The 20,076-nt window shown below is 66.0% G+C and carries 21 protein-coding genes; 3 read left to right on the top strand and 18 right to left on the bottom strand.

The window, feature by feature from the left end:
- Positions 1-61 precede the first annotated feature (61 nt).
- The 8 genes from AC1X6S_RS11200 to AC1X6S_RS11165 all read right to left on the bottom strand — a co-directional run bounded on the left by AC1X6S_RS11200 (position 62) and on the right by AC1X6S_RS11165 (position 7,947).
- A complete protein-coding gene (locus AC1X6S_RS11200; RefSeq protein ID WP_483405813.1) occupies positions 62-1,279 on the bottom strand; it encodes an ABC transporter permease in 1,218 nt (405 codons plus the stop codon).
- Positions 1,279-1,983 (bottom strand): ABC transporter ATP-binding protein, encoded by a 705-nt coding sequence (locus AC1X6S_RS11195; protein WP_483405812.1) that lies wholly within the window; start codon positions 1,981-1,983, stop codon positions 1,279-1,281. Before AC1X6S_RS11195 ends, AC1X6S_RS11200 begins: the two co-directional genes overlap by 1 nt.
- On the bottom strand, positions 1,980-3,029 hold the full coding sequence (locus tag AC1X6S_RS11190; RefSeq protein WP_483405811.1) for an efflux RND transporter periplasmic adaptor subunit: 1,050 nt from the start codon (positions 3,027-3,029) through the stop codon (positions 1,980-1,982). The genes AC1X6S_RS11195 and AC1X6S_RS11190 overlap by 4 nt, the downstream gene beginning before the upstream one ends.
- A gap of 85 nt (positions 3,030-3,114) precedes the next feature.
- Complete coding sequence (locus tag AC1X6S_RS11185) at positions 3,115-3,654, bottom strand: HEAT repeat domain-containing protein (RefSeq protein ID WP_483405810.1); 540 nt, start codon at positions 3,652-3,654, stop codon at positions 3,115-3,117.
- Between the two features lie 108 nt (positions 3,655-3,762).
- Positions 3,763-5,439: a ribonuclease J gene (locus tag AC1X6S_RS11180; protein ID WP_483405809.1), complete on the bottom strand. Its 1,677-nt coding sequence runs from the start codon at positions 5,437-5,439 to the stop codon at positions 3,763-3,765.
- Positions 5,440-5,462: 23 nt separating this feature from the next.
- Positions 5,463-6,440 (bottom strand): 4-hydroxy-tetrahydrodipicolinate synthase, encoded by a 978-nt coding sequence (gene dapA / locus AC1X6S_RS11175; protein ID WP_483405808.1) that lies wholly within the window; start codon positions 6,438-6,440, stop codon positions 5,463-5,465.
- 116 nt (positions 6,441-6,556) lie between these two features.
- Positions 6,557-7,141, bottom strand: a complete 585-nt coding sequence (locus AC1X6S_RS11170; RefSeq protein ID WP_483405807.1) for a dihydrofolate reductase — start codon at positions 7,139-7,141, stop codon at positions 6,557-6,559.
- The gene (locus tag AC1X6S_RS11165) at positions 7,138-7,947 is read right to left on the bottom strand and encodes a thymidylate synthase (protein WP_483405806.1); all 810 of its coding nucleotides are present in this window, start codon (positions 7,945-7,947) and stop codon (positions 7,138-7,140) included. Before AC1X6S_RS11165 ends, AC1X6S_RS11170 begins: the two co-directional genes overlap by 4 nt.
- Positions 7,948-8,134: 187 nt before the next feature.
- On the opposite strand from AC1X6S_RS11165, the gene AC1X6S_RS11160 reads away from it, so the two are divergent.
- Entirely contained in the window at positions 8,135-8,560 is a 426-nt protein-coding gene (locus AC1X6S_RS11160) for an OsmC family peroxiredoxin (protein ID WP_483405805.1), read from the top strand.
- Between the two features lie 10 nt (positions 8,561-8,570).
- The gene (locus AC1X6S_RS11155) at positions 8,571-9,464 is read left to right on the top strand and encodes a TIGR01777 family oxidoreductase (protein ID WP_483405804.1); all 894 of its coding nucleotides are present in this window, start codon (positions 8,571-8,573) and stop codon (positions 9,462-9,464) included.
- 45 nt (positions 9,465-9,509) lie between these two features.
- Here AC1X6S_RS11155 and AC1X6S_RS11150 read toward each other — a convergent pair whose 3' ends face one another.
- The 3 genes from AC1X6S_RS11150 to dapB all read right to left on the bottom strand — a co-directional run bounded on the left by AC1X6S_RS11150 (position 9,510) and on the right by dapB (position 11,577).
- Complete coding sequence (locus AC1X6S_RS11150) at positions 9,510-9,974, bottom strand: hypothetical protein (RefSeq protein ID WP_483405803.1); 465 nt, start codon at positions 9,972-9,974, stop codon at positions 9,510-9,512.
- 428 nt (positions 9,975-10,402) lie between these two features.
- Positions 10,403-10,840 (bottom strand): tetratricopeptide repeat protein, encoded by a 438-nt coding sequence (locus AC1X6S_RS11145; protein WP_483405802.1) that lies wholly within the window; start codon positions 10,838-10,840, stop codon positions 10,403-10,405.
- Positions 10,837-11,577: a 4-hydroxy-tetrahydrodipicolinate reductase gene (gene dapB / locus AC1X6S_RS11140; protein WP_483405801.1), complete on the bottom strand. Its 741-nt coding sequence runs from the start codon at positions 11,575-11,577 to the stop codon at positions 10,837-10,839. The genes AC1X6S_RS11145 and dapB overlap by 4 nt, the downstream gene beginning before the upstream one ends.
- A gap of 82 nt (positions 11,578-11,659) precedes the next feature.
- On the opposite strand from dapB, the gene AC1X6S_RS11135 reads away from it, so the two are divergent.
- Entirely contained in the window at positions 11,660-12,118 is a 459-nt protein-coding gene (locus AC1X6S_RS11135; RefSeq protein ID WP_483405800.1) for a GNAT family N-acetyltransferase, read from the top strand.
- Between the two features lie 53 nt (positions 12,119-12,171).
- Here AC1X6S_RS11135 and AC1X6S_RS11130 read toward each other — a convergent pair whose 3' ends face one another.
- The 7 genes from AC1X6S_RS11130 to AC1X6S_RS11100 form a co-directional block, all read right to left on the bottom strand.
- Entirely contained in the window at positions 12,172-12,774 is a 603-nt protein-coding gene (locus AC1X6S_RS11130; RefSeq protein WP_483405799.1) for a histidine phosphatase family protein, read from the bottom strand.
- Positions 12,771-14,165: a M16 family metallopeptidase gene (locus AC1X6S_RS11125; protein WP_483405798.1), complete on the bottom strand. Its 1,395-nt coding sequence runs from the start codon at positions 14,163-14,165 to the stop codon at positions 12,771-12,773. Before AC1X6S_RS11125 ends, AC1X6S_RS11130 begins: the two co-directional genes overlap by 4 nt.
- Positions 14,166-14,222: 57 nt before the next feature.
- Positions 14,223-15,350, bottom strand: a complete 1,128-nt coding sequence (locus AC1X6S_RS11120) for an aldo/keto reductase (RefSeq protein WP_483405797.1) — start codon at positions 15,348-15,350, stop codon at positions 14,223-14,225.
- Positions 15,351-15,511: 161 nt separating this feature from the next.
- Positions 15,512-16,330 (bottom strand): HpcH/HpaI aldolase/citrate lyase family protein, encoded by an 819-nt coding sequence (locus AC1X6S_RS11115; protein ID WP_483405796.1) that lies wholly within the window; start codon positions 16,328-16,330, stop codon positions 15,512-15,514.
- Entirely contained in the window at positions 16,327-16,833 is a 507-nt protein-coding gene (locus AC1X6S_RS11110) for a MaoC family dehydratase (RefSeq protein WP_483405795.1), read from the bottom strand. The genes AC1X6S_RS11115 and AC1X6S_RS11110 overlap by 4 nt, the downstream gene beginning before the upstream one ends.
- A 9-nt stretch (positions 16,834-16,842) precedes the next feature.
- The gene (locus AC1X6S_RS11105; RefSeq protein ID WP_483405794.1) at positions 16,843-18,009 is read right to left on the bottom strand and encodes an acyl-CoA dehydrogenase family protein; all 1,167 of its coding nucleotides are present in this window, start codon (positions 18,007-18,009) and stop codon (positions 16,843-16,845) included.
- The gene (locus AC1X6S_RS11100) at positions 18,006-20,072 is read right to left on the bottom strand and encodes an acetyl/propionyl/methylcrotonyl-CoA carboxylase subunit alpha (protein WP_483405793.1); all 2,067 of its coding nucleotides are present in this window, start codon (positions 20,070-20,072) and stop codon (positions 18,006-18,008) included. The genes AC1X6S_RS11105 and AC1X6S_RS11100 overlap by 4 nt, the downstream gene beginning before the upstream one ends.
- Positions 20,073-20,076 lie beyond the last annotated feature (4 nt).

Genomic DNA, 20,076 nt, shown 5'->3' with positions numbered 1-20,076 from the left:
TCCTCAATCAGTCGCGGCGTGAGCTCGGATCGGGCGCAACTCCTGCCGTGCCCCGCACAGGTCAGTAGCGAATGGCATCGATCACCCTGACCCGCACCGCGATGATCGCGGGGATCAGACCGGCGAGAGCACCGACCACCGTCGCAACGACGAGTCCGAAGATCGCGGCTGACGCCGGGAACGGCGGGACGTCGCTGACCCCGCCGAAGCTCACCAGGTCTGACATGATCGGACTCTGCACGAGCAGGATCGCCATGATCACGCCCACAATTCCAGCGACGAACGTCGCGACAACGCTCTCCATCATCACGGCGAAGAAGACCCTGCCACTCGTCGCTCCGAAACTGCGCCTGATACCGATCTCGCGAATCCGCTGCCGGACAGTGACGAGGGCGATGTTGAGCAGGCTGAGCGCTCCGAGCAGCAGGATGATGCCGCCGATTCCCATCGTGATGAGCCGGAGGATCGCGGTTGGATCGTCCATCTGGGTGCCCCAGTCGGTGCGATCGACCGTGACGGATGCCCCGTTGCCGAGGGCGCCACCGAGTTCGGATTGGATCCGGGTCGCGAGCTCCGCCGCCAACTCGGTGGGAACCCACATCTCGTACGACGGCAGCAGGCCGCTTCCCGGAGCGTCCGCGGCGGCGTGGAAGTGGCTCGTGAGCATGTACATCGACGGCCAGGTGTCCCAGACACTCGTCGCGTAGACGCCGATCACTGTCGCTTTGGTTCCGCCGAGACTCTCGATCGAGACAACCGGATGCGTCGCCAGGTTCGGAGAACCCAGTTGCTCCCAGAACGCCGTGTTTACGACGATCGCCGGGGCAAGCCTCGAGCTGTCGCCGACCTGGAACCAGTTGCCCTCGGCCATGCGGGTCCGGTGCATCTCGGCGTACGGCTGGTCAACGACCTGCATACTGACCTCCTGAACGCTGTCAGGGAACTGCACACGGCCCGATTCCCACAGCACGCGCGTCGCGTAGGAGATCTCGTACCGATCCATCACGTCGAACCACGCCTGTTCAGCGGCCTCCGTCCCTGCCGCTGTTCCCGACGACGACTGCATCGACATCGTCAGGGTCGCCGGACGACCCCCCGCGCTGTCTGCCTGCTCGATGGTCGCCTGCTGGGCGATGGCGGACAGGGCCATTGCACCGCTGAGCGCACAGACAGCCACGGCGACCCCGACGAGCGAGAGCAGCACGCGTCCCTTGTGGATTCGGACCTCCTGCCAGGCCTCGGCACACGCGCCGACGATGCCGGAGAGAAAGCCGCCCATCAGAGAACCACTGCGGCGGGATAGGAATCGGTGGTGAGTACGCCCCGGTCAAGCCGGAAGTGGGTATCGCTTCTGGCGGCGATCGCAGGGTCGTGGGTGATGGTGACGAGTGCGGCGTTCTCCTCGCGCACGATGTCGTCGATGAGCGTCATCACGCTCTGGCCGGTTTCAACGTCGAGGGCGCCCGTCGGCTCATCGGCGAGGATGAGCTTCGGCTGGCGGACGAGGGCCCGCGCGATTGCCACGCGCTGCTGCTCCCCTCCGGAGAGGCTTGCGGGCAACGCTGAGAGCCGGTGTCCGAGCCCGACCCGGTCGAGCATGTCCGCGGCCAGTCGCTCCCTCGCCCAAAACCGCGGACCCCGCGCATAGAGCAGGGGCATCGTGACATTTTCGAGCGCGGTCCGTCCGTCGAGCAGATTGAACTGCTGGAAAATGAAGCCAACGTTGGCGCCGCGCACCCGGTCACGGCGGCCGGATTTCATCGCGGCCACCGATTCGCCCTCGAAAGTGAGCTCCCCCGTGGTCGGGAGGTCGAGCATCCCCAGCAGGTTGAGCAGTGTCGATTTTCCGGATCCGGATCGTCCAACAATGCTGACCCGCTCCCCCGGCTCAACCCTGAGGTTCACTCCATCGAGGATCGTGAGCGGATCGGAGTCGGGGATCAGGACCGTGCGCGTGACGTCCGTCAGCTCGATGAGGCTCAACTGACGACACCTTCCTCGCAATACACCGATCCGTCCGGCTGCTCGATGCAGCCGTCAACGGCAGGATCGGTCGCGTCAACCACAGGAACGAACTCGAGAACCTCATCGCCTTCGGCAACGCCGTCCACAATCTGGACGACGGTTCCGTCATTAAGGCCGAGGGTCACGGCGCGCTCCTCGTGAGCGCCATCCTCGCCGACGACCCAGACTGTTCCGCTCGCCGCATTGCCCTTGACCGCCGTCACCGGAAGCGTCATTGCGTTATCGACGCTCCCGCCCGCGATCGTCAGCTTCGCCGTGAGGCCGGCGAAGACCCGAACGTCAGGCGGCACGGCGCAACGCACCGTCGCTCCCGTCGACGGTGCTGGCCCTGCCCCTGTCTGGTCAGGGACGGATGCTTCCGCTCCGGCGAGTGGGCTGGTGATAGTCAGTCCGGTGCAGGTGAATGCACCGGGTCCTCCGATCACTTCCACCTGCGCGTCTGCCGGCTGGGTCACGAGCTTGAACTGGTCCTCGGGCAGCATGGGCCCGGTCACGCTGAAGGTGGGCGGAGCCACACTGGCCAGGACGTCACCGACCGCGACGATCTGGCCGACGAGCACCGGGATATTGGACACGACCCCGGCGACGGGTGCCGTCACCGTCGCCGTCTTGTACCGGGGTTTCGGCTGGGTCATCGTGACGTTGCCGTCGGCATCCGTCGTGGCTACGGGGTCCTGCAGGATCTCCTGCCGGACCGTGGCGAGCGAATCGCCGGCGGCGACGGCCTGGCCCTGACTCACCGGAATGGCACTCACCTCGCCGGCGAGCGTCGCCTTGCCCGGCGATGCCGGGTCTGCGCTCACCGAACCGTCGACCACAACGGTCGTCACGATCGAACCAAGTGCCACCTGGATGACGGGCTCGGTGATCGAACCGGTGGCCATCGCCGGGTCGGCTTCGGCCGAGGCATCGGGATAGAACGCCACCTTCACGAGCGCAATGGCGATCACCGCGAAGATCGTTATTCGGAGGATCGGAAAGATCCACTTGCGCCAGACACCCATGTGAACCCCGATCGTCTCGAATGGCTCGAGTCTAGGGATGCGGATGTCTCGGGCGCGTCATCCTCCCGGATGACGTGGCGCGACCTCAGGCGTTGCGGGGAGAAACCCGGTCTTTGAGGACCGCGAGCGAGTCGCCTGCTGCACGACGAACATCCTTCTGGGGATCCCTGAGGAGCCGGCCGATGATCTCTTCGCTGTCGGGACCGCCGACCTTCGCGAGAGCCCGTGAAGCTGCTGCGCGGACCCGCGGGTTCTCATCGGTTGTGAGCTTCGCGAGTTCAGACTCGGTGCCGATGCTGCGCTCGGCGCAGACTTTGAGGCACATCTCGCGCACGCGCCATGCCCGGTTGGTGGTTCCACGGAGCACGGCGGGCGTTGCCGCGTCGTTCCAGACGTGCAGAAGCGCACGGGCGCCCCAGAGTTCGGGCCAGTAGAGCGCTGGAGCTCCGTCGAGTACTCCCTGGGCGTGGCGACCACCGACGTAGAGCAGAACGTCATCGCCTTCGTTACGCCCGTCGAGCAGGCCGAGGACCTTGGTCACGAAGGCTTCTTCGCCGTAGCGGGCGACCGCAAGGTCGATGCGTTCGCCGAGGGGTGAGTCGATGGGGATGTCAGTATTCGTCATATCCTGATCAACGGTATCCCACGTCTACCGTCCGAACATGCGAAAAGCCCGGTCCGACCCGGCCCTGGAGTTCCAGAACCGGTCCGAACCGGGCTTGCGCGAGGGCGCTTACGCCTCGATGACCAGCGGGACGATCATCGGACGGCGACGGTACGAGGTGTTCACCCAGCGGCCGACGGTGCGACGAACGATCTGCGAGAGCGCGTGGGAGTCGCGCACACCGTTGCGTGCGGCATCCGCGAGTGCCTGCTCGATCTTCGGCTTGACGCCGTCGAACACCCTGTCGTCTTCGGCGAAGCCCTTGGCGTGGATCTCCGGGCCGACGATGACCTTTCCGGTCTGGGCCTCGACGACGACGATGATCGAAATGAAGCCTTCCTCACCGAGGATCCTGCGGTCCTTGAGGTCGGCATCCGTGATCTCGCCGACACTCGAACCGTCGACGTAGACAAAGCCGAGGTCGAGCTGACCGACGACCTCGACGTTGCCGTCACGCATGTCCATGACGGTGCCGTCTTCGGCCAGGAAGGTGTTCTCCTCCGGCACGCCCGTGTCGATGGCCAGCTTCGCGTTGGCAACGAGGTGACGGTATTCGCCGTGCACGGGGAGGACGTTCTTCGGCTGGATGATGTTGTAGCAGTAGAGCAGCTCACCCGCTGCGGCGTGGCCGGAGACGTGCACCTTGGCGTTGCCCTTGTGCACGACGTTGGCACCGAGCTTGGTGAGGCCGTCGATGACGCGGTAGATCGCGTTCTCGTTGCCGGGGATCTGGCTCGACGCCAGGATGACGGTGTCACCCTCGCCGACCTCGATCGCGTGGTCCATGTTGGCCATGCGGCTGAGGACAGCCATCGGCTCGCCCTGCGATCCCGTCGACATGTAGACGATCTTGTTGTCGGGGATGTCCTTGGCCTTCTTGTACTCGACGAGTACGCCCTCTGGCACCTTCAGGTAGCCGAGGTCGGCGGCGATGGTCATGTTGCGCACCATCGAGCGGCCGAGGAACGCCACGCGACGCCCATTGGCGTGAGCAGCGTCGAGCACCTGCTGGACGCGGTGAACGTGGCTGGAGAAGCTCGCGACGATCACACGGCGCGATGCACGGCCGATGACCTGGTCGAGCACAGGGCCGATCGAGCGCTCGAGCGGCGTGAATCCGGGGACGTCGGCGTTGGTGGAGTCGACGAGGAAGAGGTCGACGCCCTCTTCGCCGAGCCGGGCGAACTCGCGGAGGTCAGTGAGGCGGCCGTCGAGAGGGAGCTGGTCCATCTTGAAGTCACCGGTGGCGAGGACGGTTCCTGCCTCGGTCTTGATCGCGACGGCAAGCGCGTCGGGAATCGAGTGGTTGACGGCGACGAACTCGAGGTCGAATGGACCGAGCTGCTCTTTCTGACCCTCCGAGACCGTGAGGCTGTACGGCTTGATGCGGTGTTCCTTGAGCTTCGCCTCGACGAGCGCGAGCGTCAGCCCTGAACCGATCAGCGGGATGTCGTTGCGCAGGCGGAGGAGGTACGGCACTCCGCCGATGTGGTCCTCGTGACCGTGCGTGAGCATGACGCCGACGACGTCATCGAGACGGTCCCTGATCGGGCCGAAGTCGGGCAGGATCAGGTCGACGCCTGGCTGGTGCTCTTCAGGGAAGAGGACGCCGCAGTCGACGATGAGGATCTTGCCGTTGATCTCGAAATAGGTCATGTTGCGACCGATTTCGCCGAGTCCTCCGATGGGGATAATCCGGAGAGTTCCCTTATCGAGGGCAGGGGGATCGTAAATAGTTGTGGGCATATGCCCTCCTTGGGATATTTGCGTCAGCGCGTGGTGCCGTGCACCTGTGGCAGTGCGCCACCGGCTGCCGCGTTGCGGTCTGGTCGGAAGTTGGAGAAGTCCACTCCCGGAATGTTGGTGACGAGGTCGATTTCGTCCTCGATCTGTGCTGCTTCCCACTCTTCCGGCCCGACGAGGGGCAGGCGGACGCGGGGGCTTCCGATACGGCCGAGGCCGTGGAGGATGTATTTCGCGGCGACGGTGCCGGGAACGTGGGTCATGACGGCGCGGACCAGCGGCTCGAGTTGCATGTGAGCTGCGGTCGCTGTCGCCAGGTCGCCGGCGTTGACGGCGTCGATCATCTGGCGGTACGGCGTCGCGGCGATGTTCGCCGTAACGCCGATGAGACCGGCCGCACCGATGGACAGGTGCGGCAGAGCGTTGGCGTCGTCGCCGGAGAAGTAGAGCAGGTCGGTCTGGTTGAGCACGCGGCTGACCTCGGAGAAGTCACCCTTGGCGTCTTTGACGGCGAGGATGTTCGGGTGCTTCGCTGCCCGGAGGATCGTCTCGTACTTGATCGGGACACCCGTGCGGCCGGGGATGTCGTACAGGATGACCGGGAGGTCAGTGGCATCCGCAATCATCCGGAAGTGGGTGAGGATGCCCGCCTGCGTTGGCTTGTTGTAGTAGGGCGTGACGATCATGACGCCGTCGGCGCCGGCCTTCTCGCTCTTGCGATAGAGGTCGATGGCGTGCGCGGTCTCGTTGGAGCCGCCGCCGGTGATGATCTTCGCGCGACCGGCGGAGACATTCTTGCCGACCTCGACGAGCCGGAGCTTCTCCGGGTCGGTGAGGGTCGAAGTCTCCCCCGTTGTTCCGGTAACGACGATGCCGTCTGCCCCAGCGGTGATGACGTCGTCGATGTGCTTCTCGACACCGGGCCAGTCCACCTCGCCGTCGGCGGTGAATGGGGTGACGAGCGCTACGAGGACCTGACCGAAAGGATTCACGACGTTAGACACAGGTTCAAGGCTACCGGGTCAAAGCCCGGAGCGGTCCCACCGATCCCGGCGCGTGATGCCTTGGGCTCTGTGGTCATGCGGATGCCGGCGCGGCGTACCGGGACGGGGCACGGATGCTACGACGCGGGCGTGTACCGAATGAACCGGTAGACGACGCCCGTGCGTGACGTACGCCAGCCTTCGAGCGGATCGCGGTCGGCAACCCGCCAGGATTCCGGAATGGCCGGGGCGAAAGCATCCCCGGGAATCTCTGTGCGAATCTCGGTCACCTCGATCCGCTCGGCCATCGTGAGGGCAGCGTTGTAGATTTCTGCGCCGCCGATCACCCAGACCCAGCGCGGTTCGGCACCGTCGGCTGCCTCTGCCGCGTCCACTGCCTCTGCCGCCTCCGCTGCCTCGTCGTCGGACTGTGAGGACGCGTCGGCGAGTTCCAGCGCCTCCTCGAGTGAGTGGGCGACCTCCACGCCGTCGGCGTGCCAATCGGCCTGGCGGGTCACGACGATGTTGCGACGCCCCTCGAGCGGGCGGAACTGCTCGGGGAGAGAGTCCCAGGTCTTCCTGCCCATGATCACCGCGCTGCCGAGCGTTGTCGCCTTGAAGTGCGCGAGGTCTTCGGGGATGTGCCAGGGCATGACGCCGTCACGGCCGATGACACCGTTCTGCGCCTGGGCCCAGATCAGTCCGATGCGTGCGGGGGTCATACGGCGACAGCTCCCCGGATCGCCGGGTGGTGCACGTAGTTCTCGACGACGAGGTCCTCGTACTCGTAGTCGAAAATGCTGTCGCGATCCGCGGTGATCCTGAGCGTCGGCAGGGGGAACGGGTCGCGGCTGAGCTGCTCGGTGACCTGGTCGATGTGGTTCTCGTAGATGTGGCAGTCCCCGCCGGTCCAGACGAAGTCGCCGACCTCGAGACCGGTCTGTGCAGCGACGAGGTGTGTCAGGAGCGCATAGCTCGCGATATTGAACGGCACGCCGAGGAACAGGTCGGCGCTTCGCTGGTAGAGCTGGCACGACAGCTTGCCGTCTGCAACGTAGAACTGGAACAGGGCGTGGCACGGGGCGAGCGCCATGTTCGGGATGTCGGCGGGATTCCACGCGGACACGATCAGCCGCCGAGAATCGGGGTTGGTGCGGATCGCCTCGATGACCTCGGAGATTTGGTCAATGGTTTCGCCACCGGGAGTGGGCCACGATCGCCACTGCACTCCGTAGACAGGACCAAGTTCGCCGTTTTCGTCAGCCCACTCGTCCCAGATGCTGACGCCGTTCTCACGCAGCCAGCTGACGTTGCTCTCGCCGCGAAGGAACCAGAGCAGTTCGTACGCGATCGATTTGAAGTGCACGCGCTTGGTCGTGATGAGCGGGAAGCCCTCGGAGAGGTCGAAGCGCAACTGGCGTCCGAACACACTCCTGGTGCCCGTGCCCGTTCGATCGCCCTTGCGTGTGCCGTTCTCGAGAGTGTCGCGGAGGAGGTCCTCGTACGGGGTGGGGAGAGTCGCTGCCATGACTCAACGGTAATGCACGCTGGGCGCTGAAACGCCTTGGCCCAGCCGCGGGGCGTGCACAGATTCCCGCCGGACGGGCGCGGTACATCGAGGCAGCGGGTGACGCAACGGGGGTGACCCGAATTAGGCAAACAGTTAGGCTCGGGGCAGCGGCGACGTGCGTCGCACCGATCTCCTGGAGGACACCATGACTGTGACCAGCGAAGCAACGACTGTGTGGAACGGAACGCTTTTCGAGGGCTCGGGAACCGTGTCGCTCGACACCTCGACCGCGGCAAGCCTGCCCGTCAACTGGAAGGCGCGCTCGGAGGGATCCGACACCGTGACGACACCGGAAGAGCTCCTCGGTGCAGCGCACGCATCCTGTTTCACCATGCAGTTCTCCAACATGCTCACGGAGGCAGGGTCACCGCCAGAGAGCATCCAGACAACGGCCGCCGTCACGTTCCAGCCGGGAACGGGCATCACGGGCAGCCACCTTCTCGTCAGCGCGACCGTGCCCGGCATCTCGGAGGACGACTTCGAGCGCATCGCCAACGAGGCGAAGGCAACGTGCCCGGTCTCCCAGGCGCTCGCGGGCATCCCGCTGACCATCGAAGCAAGCCTCGCCTGATCCTGGCGACATGCGCATCGTTATCGCGGGGGCCTCTGGCCTCGTCGGGCAGGCCCTGACGGCCGAACTGAGCAAGCGCGGCCACCGGGTCGTCCGTCTCGTCCGCCGTCCGGCTCGGTCACCCGACGAACTCACCTGGGATCCCGCATCACGGCGTCTTGACCCCCGGGCGATCAGCGGGGCGGATGCCGTGATCAATCTGTCCGGCGCATCCATCGGTCGGTTGCCCTGGACCCGGCAATACAAGCGCACGATCCTGTCGTCGCGAATCGACGCGACATCCACGCTCGTCACCGCGATCCGCGGCGCTGAGGTGACGCCAAAGGCGTTCCTCAGCGCCTCGGCTGCGGGCTACTACGGGTCGCGGCCGGGCGAAGTTCTCACCGAGGACAGCCCGCGCGGAACGGGGTTCCTCAGTGACGTTGCGGAGCAATGGGAGACCGCTGCCCTGCGCGTGAGTGACATCACCCGCGTGGTGACGTTGCGCAGTGGCATCGTTCTCGCCGTCGACGGTGTGCTCAAGCCGCTGTTGCGCCTCACCCGGCTCGGTGTGTCCGGGCCCCTCGGCGGCGGCACGCAGTACTGGCCGTGGGTGAGCCTCGACGACGAGGTCGCGGCTATCGTGCACCTGCTCGACTCGGACCTCGCTGGTCCCGTGAACATCACGGGCCCGACCCCCGCGACGGCGACGGCCCTCATGGAGTATCTGGCCAAGCGGATGCGACGACCGTTCTGGCTGCCCGCGCCCGCTTTCGCACTTCGAATGCTGCTCGGGGATGCGGCCAAAGATCTGCTGCTGGTCGACCAGAGGACGAAGCCGGAGCGCCTGTTCAACGACGGGTTCGTCTTCCGGCACGGCATTATGGAGCAGGCCGTGGATGCGGCGCTGGAGCGCGGCCGCTGAGTTGCACGGTGCTCCCCCGCATCCCGCTGCCCCGGCTTTTCTCGGTTACGGCCTTCGGTACGGCTCGTACGTCGTGAGCTTCCCCCATCGGCGCCAGCCCGGCTGAGGGATAAGTAGCGCGACACACCCGTCGACACTCGACGTTGACATGGTGGTTCCATCGGCGAAGCGGACTGTCATCTGGGAGCGAGCGGGCGATCTCCGTTTGGTGATCCTCCCGTCGATGGCGGCTGTGAGAATCCGTTTGGCCAGTGCTACATCGTCTGCTGCGTAACCGTCGAGTTCCCAGCCGTTGTCGTCCACTGAAATATGGAGGAACTGCTCCGCGGTGACTCCCACTCGACACGCCAGGGTGTTGTGAGGAGCGACAGTGAGGGTCCTGACGATGTCGTTGGGCGCACTTCGCCCGATATCGGCGACGTCACCGATGAATGCCGAGAAGAATTGCTCAAACTCTTCAATCGTCGATTCGATCTCGGGGTCAGCCGACGGAAGCACGCGGTCGCTCATCGCAGCAGTCTGTCAGAAAGTGATGCTTCCGAAGCTCGTCGGCTGAATCACCGTCCCGCCCTCCGCTCGGCCACAAACGGTCGTTCACGCTTTGCCCGGCCAGAAACGGCTGCGCGGCTCGAGATTCAGCGACCCTTTTCGTCCGAGCACGAGTGTGAGCAACCCTTTTCGTCCGTGCAGGGGAGCGACCCTTCTCGACCAAGCAGGGTTGTGCGCGACCCTTTTCGTCCTCGCGATCGACCTGTCCCCGCAGGGACGCGCCACGCGCACACGCATCCGTCCCACTCGCGCCGTGCTCGGCCACAAACGGTCGTTCGCGCACTGCTCGGCCAGAAACGGCTGCGCCCCGGAGGTTTCAGCAACCCTTTTCGACCGAGCAAGGGTTGGAGCACGGGTGAGTAACCCTTTTCGTCCGAGCGGGCGACCGCTCAGCTCGAGTAAAGGTGGATGGCCTCGCGGATCGCCGATCGCGCCCGACGCCGGTCGCCAGCGCCGTCGTACGCCAGACCCAGCCGGTACCACGCCTTCCAGTCGGTCGGGGCGGCCTCGACCGCAGCCTGGTACCGGGGGAACACCTCGTCGGCGGCGTCACGCTCGATCCGCCCGCTCGGCCGCACGGGCAGTTCGTCATCGGGGAGTTCGCCGTTCGACTCCAGCAGACGGCCGAGTCGCTCCGCACGCACGCCGAACAGAATCTCGCGCGTCAAAGCCCACACCCCGACCACCGGGAGCACGAGAAGCGCAACACCGATAGCGACAGCGACGGGTTCACCGGTCGCGATAAAGAGCACGGCGCGCTGGCCAACGAGCACGAGGTACAGCGCGAGCAGCGCTGCCATGACGACGACGCCGATTCGGGTGGTCACGAGCGCGTGATCCCGAGGTCCATGATGCTCTCGAGTCCGACGGTCAGTCCGTGAGCCGTTCGGGCAGCCCCGAGCGCGAGGAGGATCCCCTGCTCGTACGAGGTCGGGTCAATGGTGCTGTGCGAGATCGTGAGGGTCTCCCCCGCCCCGCCGAAGATGACTTCCTGGCGGGCGATGAGCCCGTTGAGCCGGAGGCTGTGGATCGGGATGCTCGACACCTGCTGGCCACGCGCACGCTGGTCGACGTGCGGGGCAACGACAGGACCGAGACCGATCCGGGCTTCGCCGATGAGCTCAGCGGTGCGCACAGCGGTGCCGCTCGGTGAGTCGACCTTGGTGGCACGGTGCGCCTCGACGATCTCGATCGAGTCGAAGAACCGGCTGGCGATCGTCGCGAGGGTCGTTCCGAGCACGGAGCCGAGCGAGAAGTTCGGGATGACGAGGACACCCGTCTCGGTGTCGGCCAGCTGTGTGCTGAGCGCCGTGAGGCGGTCGGCCGACCACCCGGATGTGCCAACGAGAACGTTGATACCCTCACGGATGGCGTGGGTGACGACGGTCGCACTGACGGCGGGGGCCGTGACATCCACCACGAGGTCGGCACCGTTGATCTCGTCGAGAGAACTGGCCGAACCGAGCTTCGCGTAGACGGCGAAGTCCTCCGATTCATCGATGAGCCGGGTGAAAAGCTGCCCCATTTTGCCGCTTGCTCCGACGACAGCCACTCTCGTTACCATGCTGCCAATCTACAAGGTCGCCGCGGGGAACCGGCACGAGAAGCCGGGCCTCACGAGGTGAATCCGTCCCTAAACTGGTGCTGTGCTTACGTTTGACAGCGTCCCAGTGACCGATCCGCTCGCCACCGAACTTCTCACGGAATACTTCACGGCCCGTGAAATGGGCTTCGTCGGCGGCGACTATGTCGTCAACTTTCCGAGTCCAGAGCGTTTCGTGCCACCCGTGGGCGATTTCATTGTGGCGTTCGATGACGGACGAGCGGTCGGATGCGGCGGCATCCGTTCGCTGACACCGTCTCGTTTCGAGGTCAAGCACCTCTATTTACGGCCGGAGTCGCGCGGTCGGGGCTGGGGCAAACAGCTTCTCGCCGAGCTCGAGAGCCGTGCCGCGGCGCTCGGCGCGACAGAGGTCGTGCTCGACACCAACGCGTCTCTCGAGGCCGCCGGCGGCCTGTACCGTCGTTCGGGCTACGCGTCGATCGAGCCGTACAACGACAACCCGAACGCTACGGACTGGTACTTCAAGGCGCTCGCCTCCTAGCGAGCGGCTCCACTGCCTCCGCCATTGCGGCGAGGCGGGACCCGGTGCTCCGGTCAGACCGGGAGCGGCTCCGGAAGGCCGGTGCGCAGCTCGACGGGCAGGTGGCCGAGGTCGTTGTGCGTCAACAGGGTCCACGGCCGGCCCGGCTTCCGCTGGATGATCGTGAGTCCGCAGTGCGCCTGGTCGAGTGTCATCCAGCGCCAGTCCGGGGCGCCGAGTACCTCGCGCACAAACCACGCGATGACGAAGTTATGGGTGATCAGCACGTCATGACGGTCGCCCTTGCGCGGCGCAAGGAACTCGGCAACAGCATCCGACATCTGGGCAGCACCGGCTTCGATCTCCGCCTCGGTCACCGCGCCGAAGAACGGCTCGTACGCGTTGGGCATCTCGGGCAGCTTGCCGGTCGGTACGCAGTCAAAGAGCAGCGCGCTCGGTTCAGGATCGATGGACGGGAGGCGCTCGTGGATGATGCGGGCCGTCTCGGCGGCGCGCTGCAGCGGCGAGTGCAGCGTCGCCGTGATCGGGAGTCCGCCGATGCGCTCGGCGAGGTGCTCCGCCTGCCTGCGTCCGCGCGCAGACAGCGGCCCGTCGGGCATTCCGTGCTGGGCATCCTGCTGCTCGCCGTGGCGAACGAGGTAAATGTACTGGGTCATGACAGCTCCTTCACGGACTCCCCGAAACCGGCGAACACGTCATCATCGACGGCCCCAACGGCGGAGAGGGACAGCGGTTGGTTCAACAGTTCCTGTGCGAGATCCTGGACGTCGGCGGCGGTCACAAGATACAGGCGGCGCAGGCTCTCGTCGAGATCGGTGAATTCGCCGAGGGTGATTTCCGCACGCCCCAGCCTCGACATGCGGGTTTCGGACTCCTCGAGGGCGAGGGCGCTCGCTCCAGAGAGCTGGCCGTGCGCACGGCGCAGTTCGTCTTCGGTGACGCCGTTGACGGCGATGGATCGAAGTTCGTCGAGCATAAGGTCCGCGACCCGCCTGGCTTTTGCGGGCGAGCAGGCGCCGTACATCCCGAACACACCGGCATCCGAGTATGACGCCGCGAACGAGTACACGGAGTAGGCAAGGCCCCTGCGCTCGCGGATCTCCTGGAACAGGCGCGACGACATCCCGCCGCCCAGGATCGAGTTGAGCACGCTCATCGTCATCCGGCGATCGTCGGATGCCATCAGTCCAGGCATCCCGACCAGCAGGTGGACCTGTTCGATCGGGCGTGACGCAACGACGAGCGCAGACTGCCGGGTGACGGAAGCGGCGGGAAGCATGCGGCGCTCGACCGGCCGTGCCGGGGTGGTGAGATCCCAGCCGGCCTCGAGGAGGGCACGGGTGACACCCGCGACCAGTTCGTCGTGGTCGACAGCGCCTGCCGCGGTGACGACGAGGTCCTGCGGCCGGTAGTTGGCGCGGTAGTGCCTGAGCACTGCATCGCGGGTCGCCTCGCGGATGGCCTGCGGGGTGCCGCCGATTGGCCGGCCGAGGGCGTGGTCGCCGAACACGGCGGCGAACAGGTTCTCGGTCGCAACATCTGCCGGGTCGTCCTCGGCCATGGCGAGTTCTTCGAGAATCACTCCGCGTTCGTTTTCAAACTCTGTCGGGTCGAGCAACGACGACGTGAGCATGTCGGTGAGCGTTTCCACGGCCATGCCGAGGTCGATGTCGCGCACCCTGGCGTAATAGCAGGTGTGCTCCTTGGCGGTGAGTGCGTTGCTCTCTCCGCCGACCGAATCAAACGCTATGGCGATGTCGAACGCCGTGCGCTTTTCGGTTCCCTTGAACAGGAGGTGCTCGAGGAAGTGGGTCGACCCGAACCCGGACTCGCGAGCGGAGACGTCGCCATCCGCGTCGGCGCCGGGAAGTTCGTCACGGGAACCGACGGCCACCCAGTAACCCAGGGTCACGCTTCGTGAGCCGAGCACGTTCTCCGAGAGGATCCGCACACCGCTCGGCAGGACGGTGCGCCGAACGAGCGAATCACCGGATGCGGCAAAGGACAGCTCGGCAACATCGAGCGGAAGTTCAATCGACCCGTTCATTACCCTCAACACTACGGCAGGACACGCTGTGAGCAACGCGTCGAGCCGGGCAGGCGCTCAGACGCGGGTTGCCCGTTCGAGTTCGACCACCTGTGTTCGGGTGAGCCTGATGGCCGCTGCCTGGACGAGCGCATCGACCTGTTCTGGCCGCGACGCGCTCGCGACCGGCGCCACAACACCTGGCCGGTTGAGCAGCCAGGCCAGCGCGATCGAGGCGATCGGAGCATCCTGCTCCTTTGCGACGACATCGAGCGCGTGCAGCACCCGCAGGCCATTCCGGTTGACGTGACGGGAGACTCGAGCGCTGCGGGCCGAATCGTCGAGGTCGGCGCGGCTGCGGTATTTACCAGTCAGGAACCCATTCTCGAGGCCGAAGTACGGCATGACACCGAGTCCCTGGCCACGGCTGACGAGCCCCAGGTCGCCCTCGAATGGACCGCGGTGCAGGAGGCTGTAGTGCGTCTCGAGCGCTTCGAATCGCGGGTAACCGGCAGCGCTGAGGATTCTCGCCTCGACGAGGCGCTCCGCGGTGAAGTTCGACGCGCCGAGGTAGCGCACCTTGCCGGACTCGATGAGCCACTGCGCGGTACCGAGACTGTCTTCGAGGGGAACCGAGCGGTCGTCAAGGTGGAAGTAGAGCAGGTCGATGTGGTCGGTCTGCAGGCGCTGGAGGGACGCTTCGACGGCGCGCACCATGCTCACCGGGCCAAGGCCTGGGTTGTCGGGGTGGTTGCCGACCTTCGTTGCGACGACCATGTCGTCGCGATTGCCCCTTCTGGCCATCCAGGTGCCGATGATGTGCTCGCTCCGGCCAGCCGAGTAGCTGTCTGCCGTGTCGATGAAGTTGCCACCGCAGTCGGCGTACCGGTTGAGGATGCCTGTGCTCGCGTCGGACTGTGCGGTCCACCCGAACACGCTTGTTCCGAGGGCGATCGGGAATACGTCGAGGTCGGTCTCACCGAGGGTACGGCGGATCGATGCGCCGATACTGCCGCTCGATCCGAGGATCTGAATCGGCGCGGATGGGTGCACCTCGAGCGGGGCATTGACCGCCGTACTCGACGCTGCCGACTCGGCGGCCGCGGCCACCGGGCGACCCGCTGAACCCAAAATCCGGGTCGCGTCAGCGGTCACATCGTCGACCGGGTCTGTACCCGGTTCTGCGGTCAACAGGCGAGGCGTCATCCGAGCCATCTCGCCACCCCATTCCTTCGGTCTTACAGGGAAAAAACGGAGCTCCCCAGCCCTCATCCCTGCCTCCGAGACTATGTCAGCCCACCGACGCCAACCGACCATTCGCCGGTCATTTGCATGAATACTTCATAACGATCTGACAACGGTCAAAATCACCTGTTTTTGTTGGCTAAACCGACGGTCATTCTGGCGTGCCGAAGCGCCGGTTCGTCCACCATCCGACCCCGGAATGTAAACACTCCCGACTCGTTTTCCGCAGCCTCGAGTAGCGCCACAGCCGCTTCGAGGGCGTCTGCTCCCGGCCGGTATCCGGCGCGGATCGAGTCCACCTGGCCGGGGTGAATACAGGCGGTCGCACTGAAGCCGCTCGCAGCGGCATCCGTCGCCTCATCGAGCAGGCCATCGAGGTCGGCAATGTCGAGGTGCACCGTGTCGATCGCAGCCTTCCCCGCAGCTCCGGCGGCGAGCAGCACGCGCGACCGAGCGTGCACGGCGACGTCGCGATAGGAACCGTCGACTCGCCGGCTCGATGTTCCACCGAGGGACGCAACGAGGTCCTCCGCTCCCCACATGAGCGCCTCGACCGAGTCGTGCCGGGCGATCTCCGGAGCGGCGAGCACGCCAGCAGCGGTCTCGCACAACGCGATCACCCGGTACCGGTCGCCGAGCGCGGCAACGTCGGCGATGCTCTCGGCCTTCGGCAACATCACCCAGCGGTAATCGGTGTCGGCGAGCGCCGAGAGATCCGCCGCCAGCTCGCCGGACGATGCCGGGTTGACCCGGACAATCGAGCGTTCGGGGTCGAGCGGATGCTGCACAATCGCCGCGCGCGCCCCCTCCTTGTTCCGCGGCGCAACGGCATCCTCAAGATCGAGGATCACGGCATCCGCACGTGCTCTCGCCTTCTCGAACCGGTCGGGCCGATCTGCCGGGCAGAACAGAAGGGCCGGTCCGAGCTCGAACCCGGTCATGCGGCGCCCTCCCGGCAGCGCACGAGCACGTTGCGCACCGCCGTCGCGACGATCACGCCGTCCTGATTGCGGCCGGTGTGCTCGAGAGTGACGATGCCCTGGCCCTGCCGCGACTTCGACAGTCGCTTGTGAGTGACGATGGTCTCGGAGTACAGGGTCTCGCCGTGATAGAGCGGGTGTGGGAAGACAACCGAGTCGAACCCGAGGTTGGCGACGAGCGTCCCCTGGGTCAGCTGCGCGACCGAGCTGCCGACCATCGTCGCGAGGGTAAACATTGAGTTGACGAGCCGCTGCCCGAACTCCTGCCTCTCGGACCACGCACTGTCGAGGTGCAGCGCCTGGGTGTTCATCGTCATCGTCGTGAAGAACACGTTGTCAGCCTCGGTGACCGTGCGGCCGGGCCTGTGGAGGTACCTGGCCGACGTGTCGAACTCCTCGAAGAAGAGTCCCCGCTGCTCGACGGGCGTTCGCTCGTTCTCGTTCTCGTTCTCGTTCTCGTTCATCGGGTTCCCCTACGCCCCGAAACCAAGTTCACGGGCGATGATCATGAGCTGCACCTCACTGGTGCCCTCACCCACCTCGAGGATCTTCGAGTCACGGTAGTGCCTGGCGACGGCATTCTGGTTGAGGAACCCGTAGCCGCCCCAGATCTGGGTGGCGTCCCTGGCGTTCTCCATGGCCGCCTCACTGCCGAGGAGCTTCGCGATCGATGCTTCCTTCTTGAACGGCTTGCCGGCGAGGAGCTTCGACGCCGCAGCGTAGTACGCCATCCGTGCGCTCATCGCCCGTGCCTCCATCCGCGCGATCTTGAACGCGATGTACTGGTTCGAGCCGATGCTGCGCCCGAAGACGTTGCGGCTCTTTGCGTACGCGACGGCCTCGTCGACGCAGCCCTGTGCAGCACCGGTACAGAGCGCGGCGAACGCGACCCGCCCCTCGTCGAGGATGGTGAGGAAGTTGGCGTACCCGCGACCGCGTTCACCGAGCAGGTTTGCCTCCGGCACCCGGACGTTCTCGAGGGTGAGCGGGTGGGTGTCCGAGGTGTGCCAGCCGACCTTGTCGTATGCGGGCTCAACCGTGAACCCGTCGATCGGTGTCGGAACCAGGATGGTCGACAGCTCCTTCTTGATCCTGCCGTCAGCCCGGGTGCTCTCGCCGGTGACCGCCGTGATGGTGACCAGCCGGGTGATCGGAGTGCCCGAGTTGGTGATGAACTGTTTCGAGCCGTTGATCACCCACTCCCCGTTCTCGACGTGGGCGTTCGTGAGTGTTGCGCCGGCATCCGACCCCGCCTCCGCTTCCGTGAGGCCGAATCCGGCGAGCGCCTCACCGCGGGCGAGCATCGGCAGGAACTCGTCTTTCTGTGCCTCGGTGCCGAAGCGGTACACCGGCATCGCGCCGAGCCCGACCCCGGCCTCGAGCGTGACGGCGATGGACTGGTCGACCCGGGCGAGCTGCTCAACGGCAAGACAGAGCGAGAGGTAATCCTTGCCCTGGCCCCCGTGCTCCGTGGGAAACGGCAGCCCGAACAGCCCCATCTCGCCCATCTGCGCGATGATCTCCATCGGCAGCCGGCGCGCGGTGTCGTACTCGTACGCGGCGGGAGCGACGACGGTGGTCGCGAAGTCGCGCACCTCGTCGACGATTCGCTGGTGCTCCTCGGTGAGTTCGGTGTTCATGCGGTGTCCCCTTCGACAGTCGGATGGTTCGGTGTCGCGTCGGATGGCGCGGCGTCGGGCACCAGCGGAGTCAGCGTTGCGACAACCTGGTCGAGCTTCACGAGGTCACCGGGCTGAACGGCGATCGAGACGGTCCCGGCGACGGCCGCCGTGAGCTTGTGCTCCATCTTCATGGCCTCGACAACGACGACAGTGGCCCCGGCGTCGACCGTTGAGCCGTGCGCGACGGGAACGCTGATCACCGTGCCGGGCATCGGCGAACGCACCTCGGGAGCGCGCGCCGCGTCGGGCCGCGCAATCGCAGCGAGTCGCAACGCAAGCCGCTGCCCACGCGAGAGAAGAGGCAGTTCCCAGCTGAACCCGTCGCGTCCCACCCACACGCCGGTCGCTGTGCGCGCGAGCGACAGCATCCGCACTGCTGAGTCCAGGCTCAACGCGCTCCTGCCGTCTTCCAGCGGTCGCAGCGCGGCGGTGTGCGGTTCGCCCCCGTTGATGCGAACGGATGCCGCGTCACCGGCGGCGAGGACACTCACCGTCGCCGTCGTACCCTCCTCGATGGTGAAGGTGTAGTCGATCGGCCGGGCCTCGGTCATCCGCCATCCGTCGAGCGCGCCCCACGCCGCGCCCGCGGACGGCGCTGAGCGCTCGGCGTGAACGGTGAGGGCGGCGGCAACCGGAAGGTCAGCATCGGGACGAGCGAAGCTCAGCGAGGGCAGCCTGCGGTCGATGAGCGACGTGTCGAGGTCGCCCCGTTGCACCTCCGGTTCGGCGAGGAGCAGCCGCAGATACTCGATGTTGGTGCGCACGCCGAGAATCGCCGTTTCGGCGAGCGCGCGGTCGAGTCTGGCGAGGGCTTCGGCGCGGTTGGCACCGCGAGCGATCACCTTGGCGAGCATGGGGTCGTAGAAGGAGCCGATCTCGCTGCCGACGGCGATGCCCGAATCCACGCGCACGCCCTCACCGGTCGGTTCATCGAGCGCAATGACCTGTCCCGTCGCCGGCAGAAATCCGCGCTCGGGATTCTCGGCGTAGACCCGTGCTTCGATGGCGTGCCCCGTGAGCGTCACGGCGTCCTGGCGAAGCGAAAGCCGGTGACCCGCCGCGATCCGGATCTGCTCCGCAACGAGGTCAACTCCGGTGACCTCCTCGGTGACCGGGTGTTCCACCTGCAGGCGGGTGTTCATCTCCATGAAATAGAACTCGTCAGGCGCCTCGGCCGAGACGAGGAACTCCACGGTGCCGGCCCCGACATAGCCGACGCTCTCCGCGACCCGGCAGGCGGCCTCCCCAATGCGTCGTCGGGTGTCAGCGTCGAGCAGAGGAGACGGCGCCTCCTCGATGACCTTCTGGTGGCGGCGCTGCAGCGAGCACTCGCGCTCGCCGAGGTGGATCGTTGTGCCGTGCGTGTCAGCGAGCAACTGCACCTCGATGTGTCGCGGCTCGGGGATGAGCCGCTCGAGAAACAGCGTGTCGTCACCGAAGGCAGCGGCCGCGATACGGCGGGCCGTGGCGAGCGCGCCCGGAAGCTCGCTCGGCGTCGTGACGATCTCCATTCCTTTGCCGCCACCGCCGGCGCTCGGCTTGATCAGGAGTGGATAACCGACGCCCTGGGCAGATTCGCTGAGGTCCGCGTCGCTGAGCCCGGGACGGGAATCACCGGGGATCACGGGCACTCCGCTCGCGGCCACATGGTTCTTGGACCGGATCTTGTCGCCCATCACCTCGAGGGCGTCGACACCCGGTCCAATGAAGACAATGCCGGCCTCGGCACACGCCCTCGCGAAGTCAGCGTTCTCGGAGAGGAAGCCATAGCCCGGGTGGATTGCGTTCGCACCCGTCGCTGTCGCCGCGGCGATCACCGCTTCGATGTCGAGGTAGCTCTCCCTCGCCGGGGCCGGGCCGATACGCACCGCGGTATCGGCATCCGTCACGTACTTCGCCGTCCGGTCGGCGTCGCTGTAGATGGCGACGGAGCGGATGCCGAGGCTCCGGAGGGTACGGATCACCCTCGACGCGATTTCGCCCCGGTTGGCGACGAGGACTGTATCGAACAGTGCGGTCACGGCG

Source organism: Mycetocola sp. Y442 (genome assembly GCF_056898615.1).
This window is presented reverse-complemented; position numbering and strand designations above follow the sequence as displayed.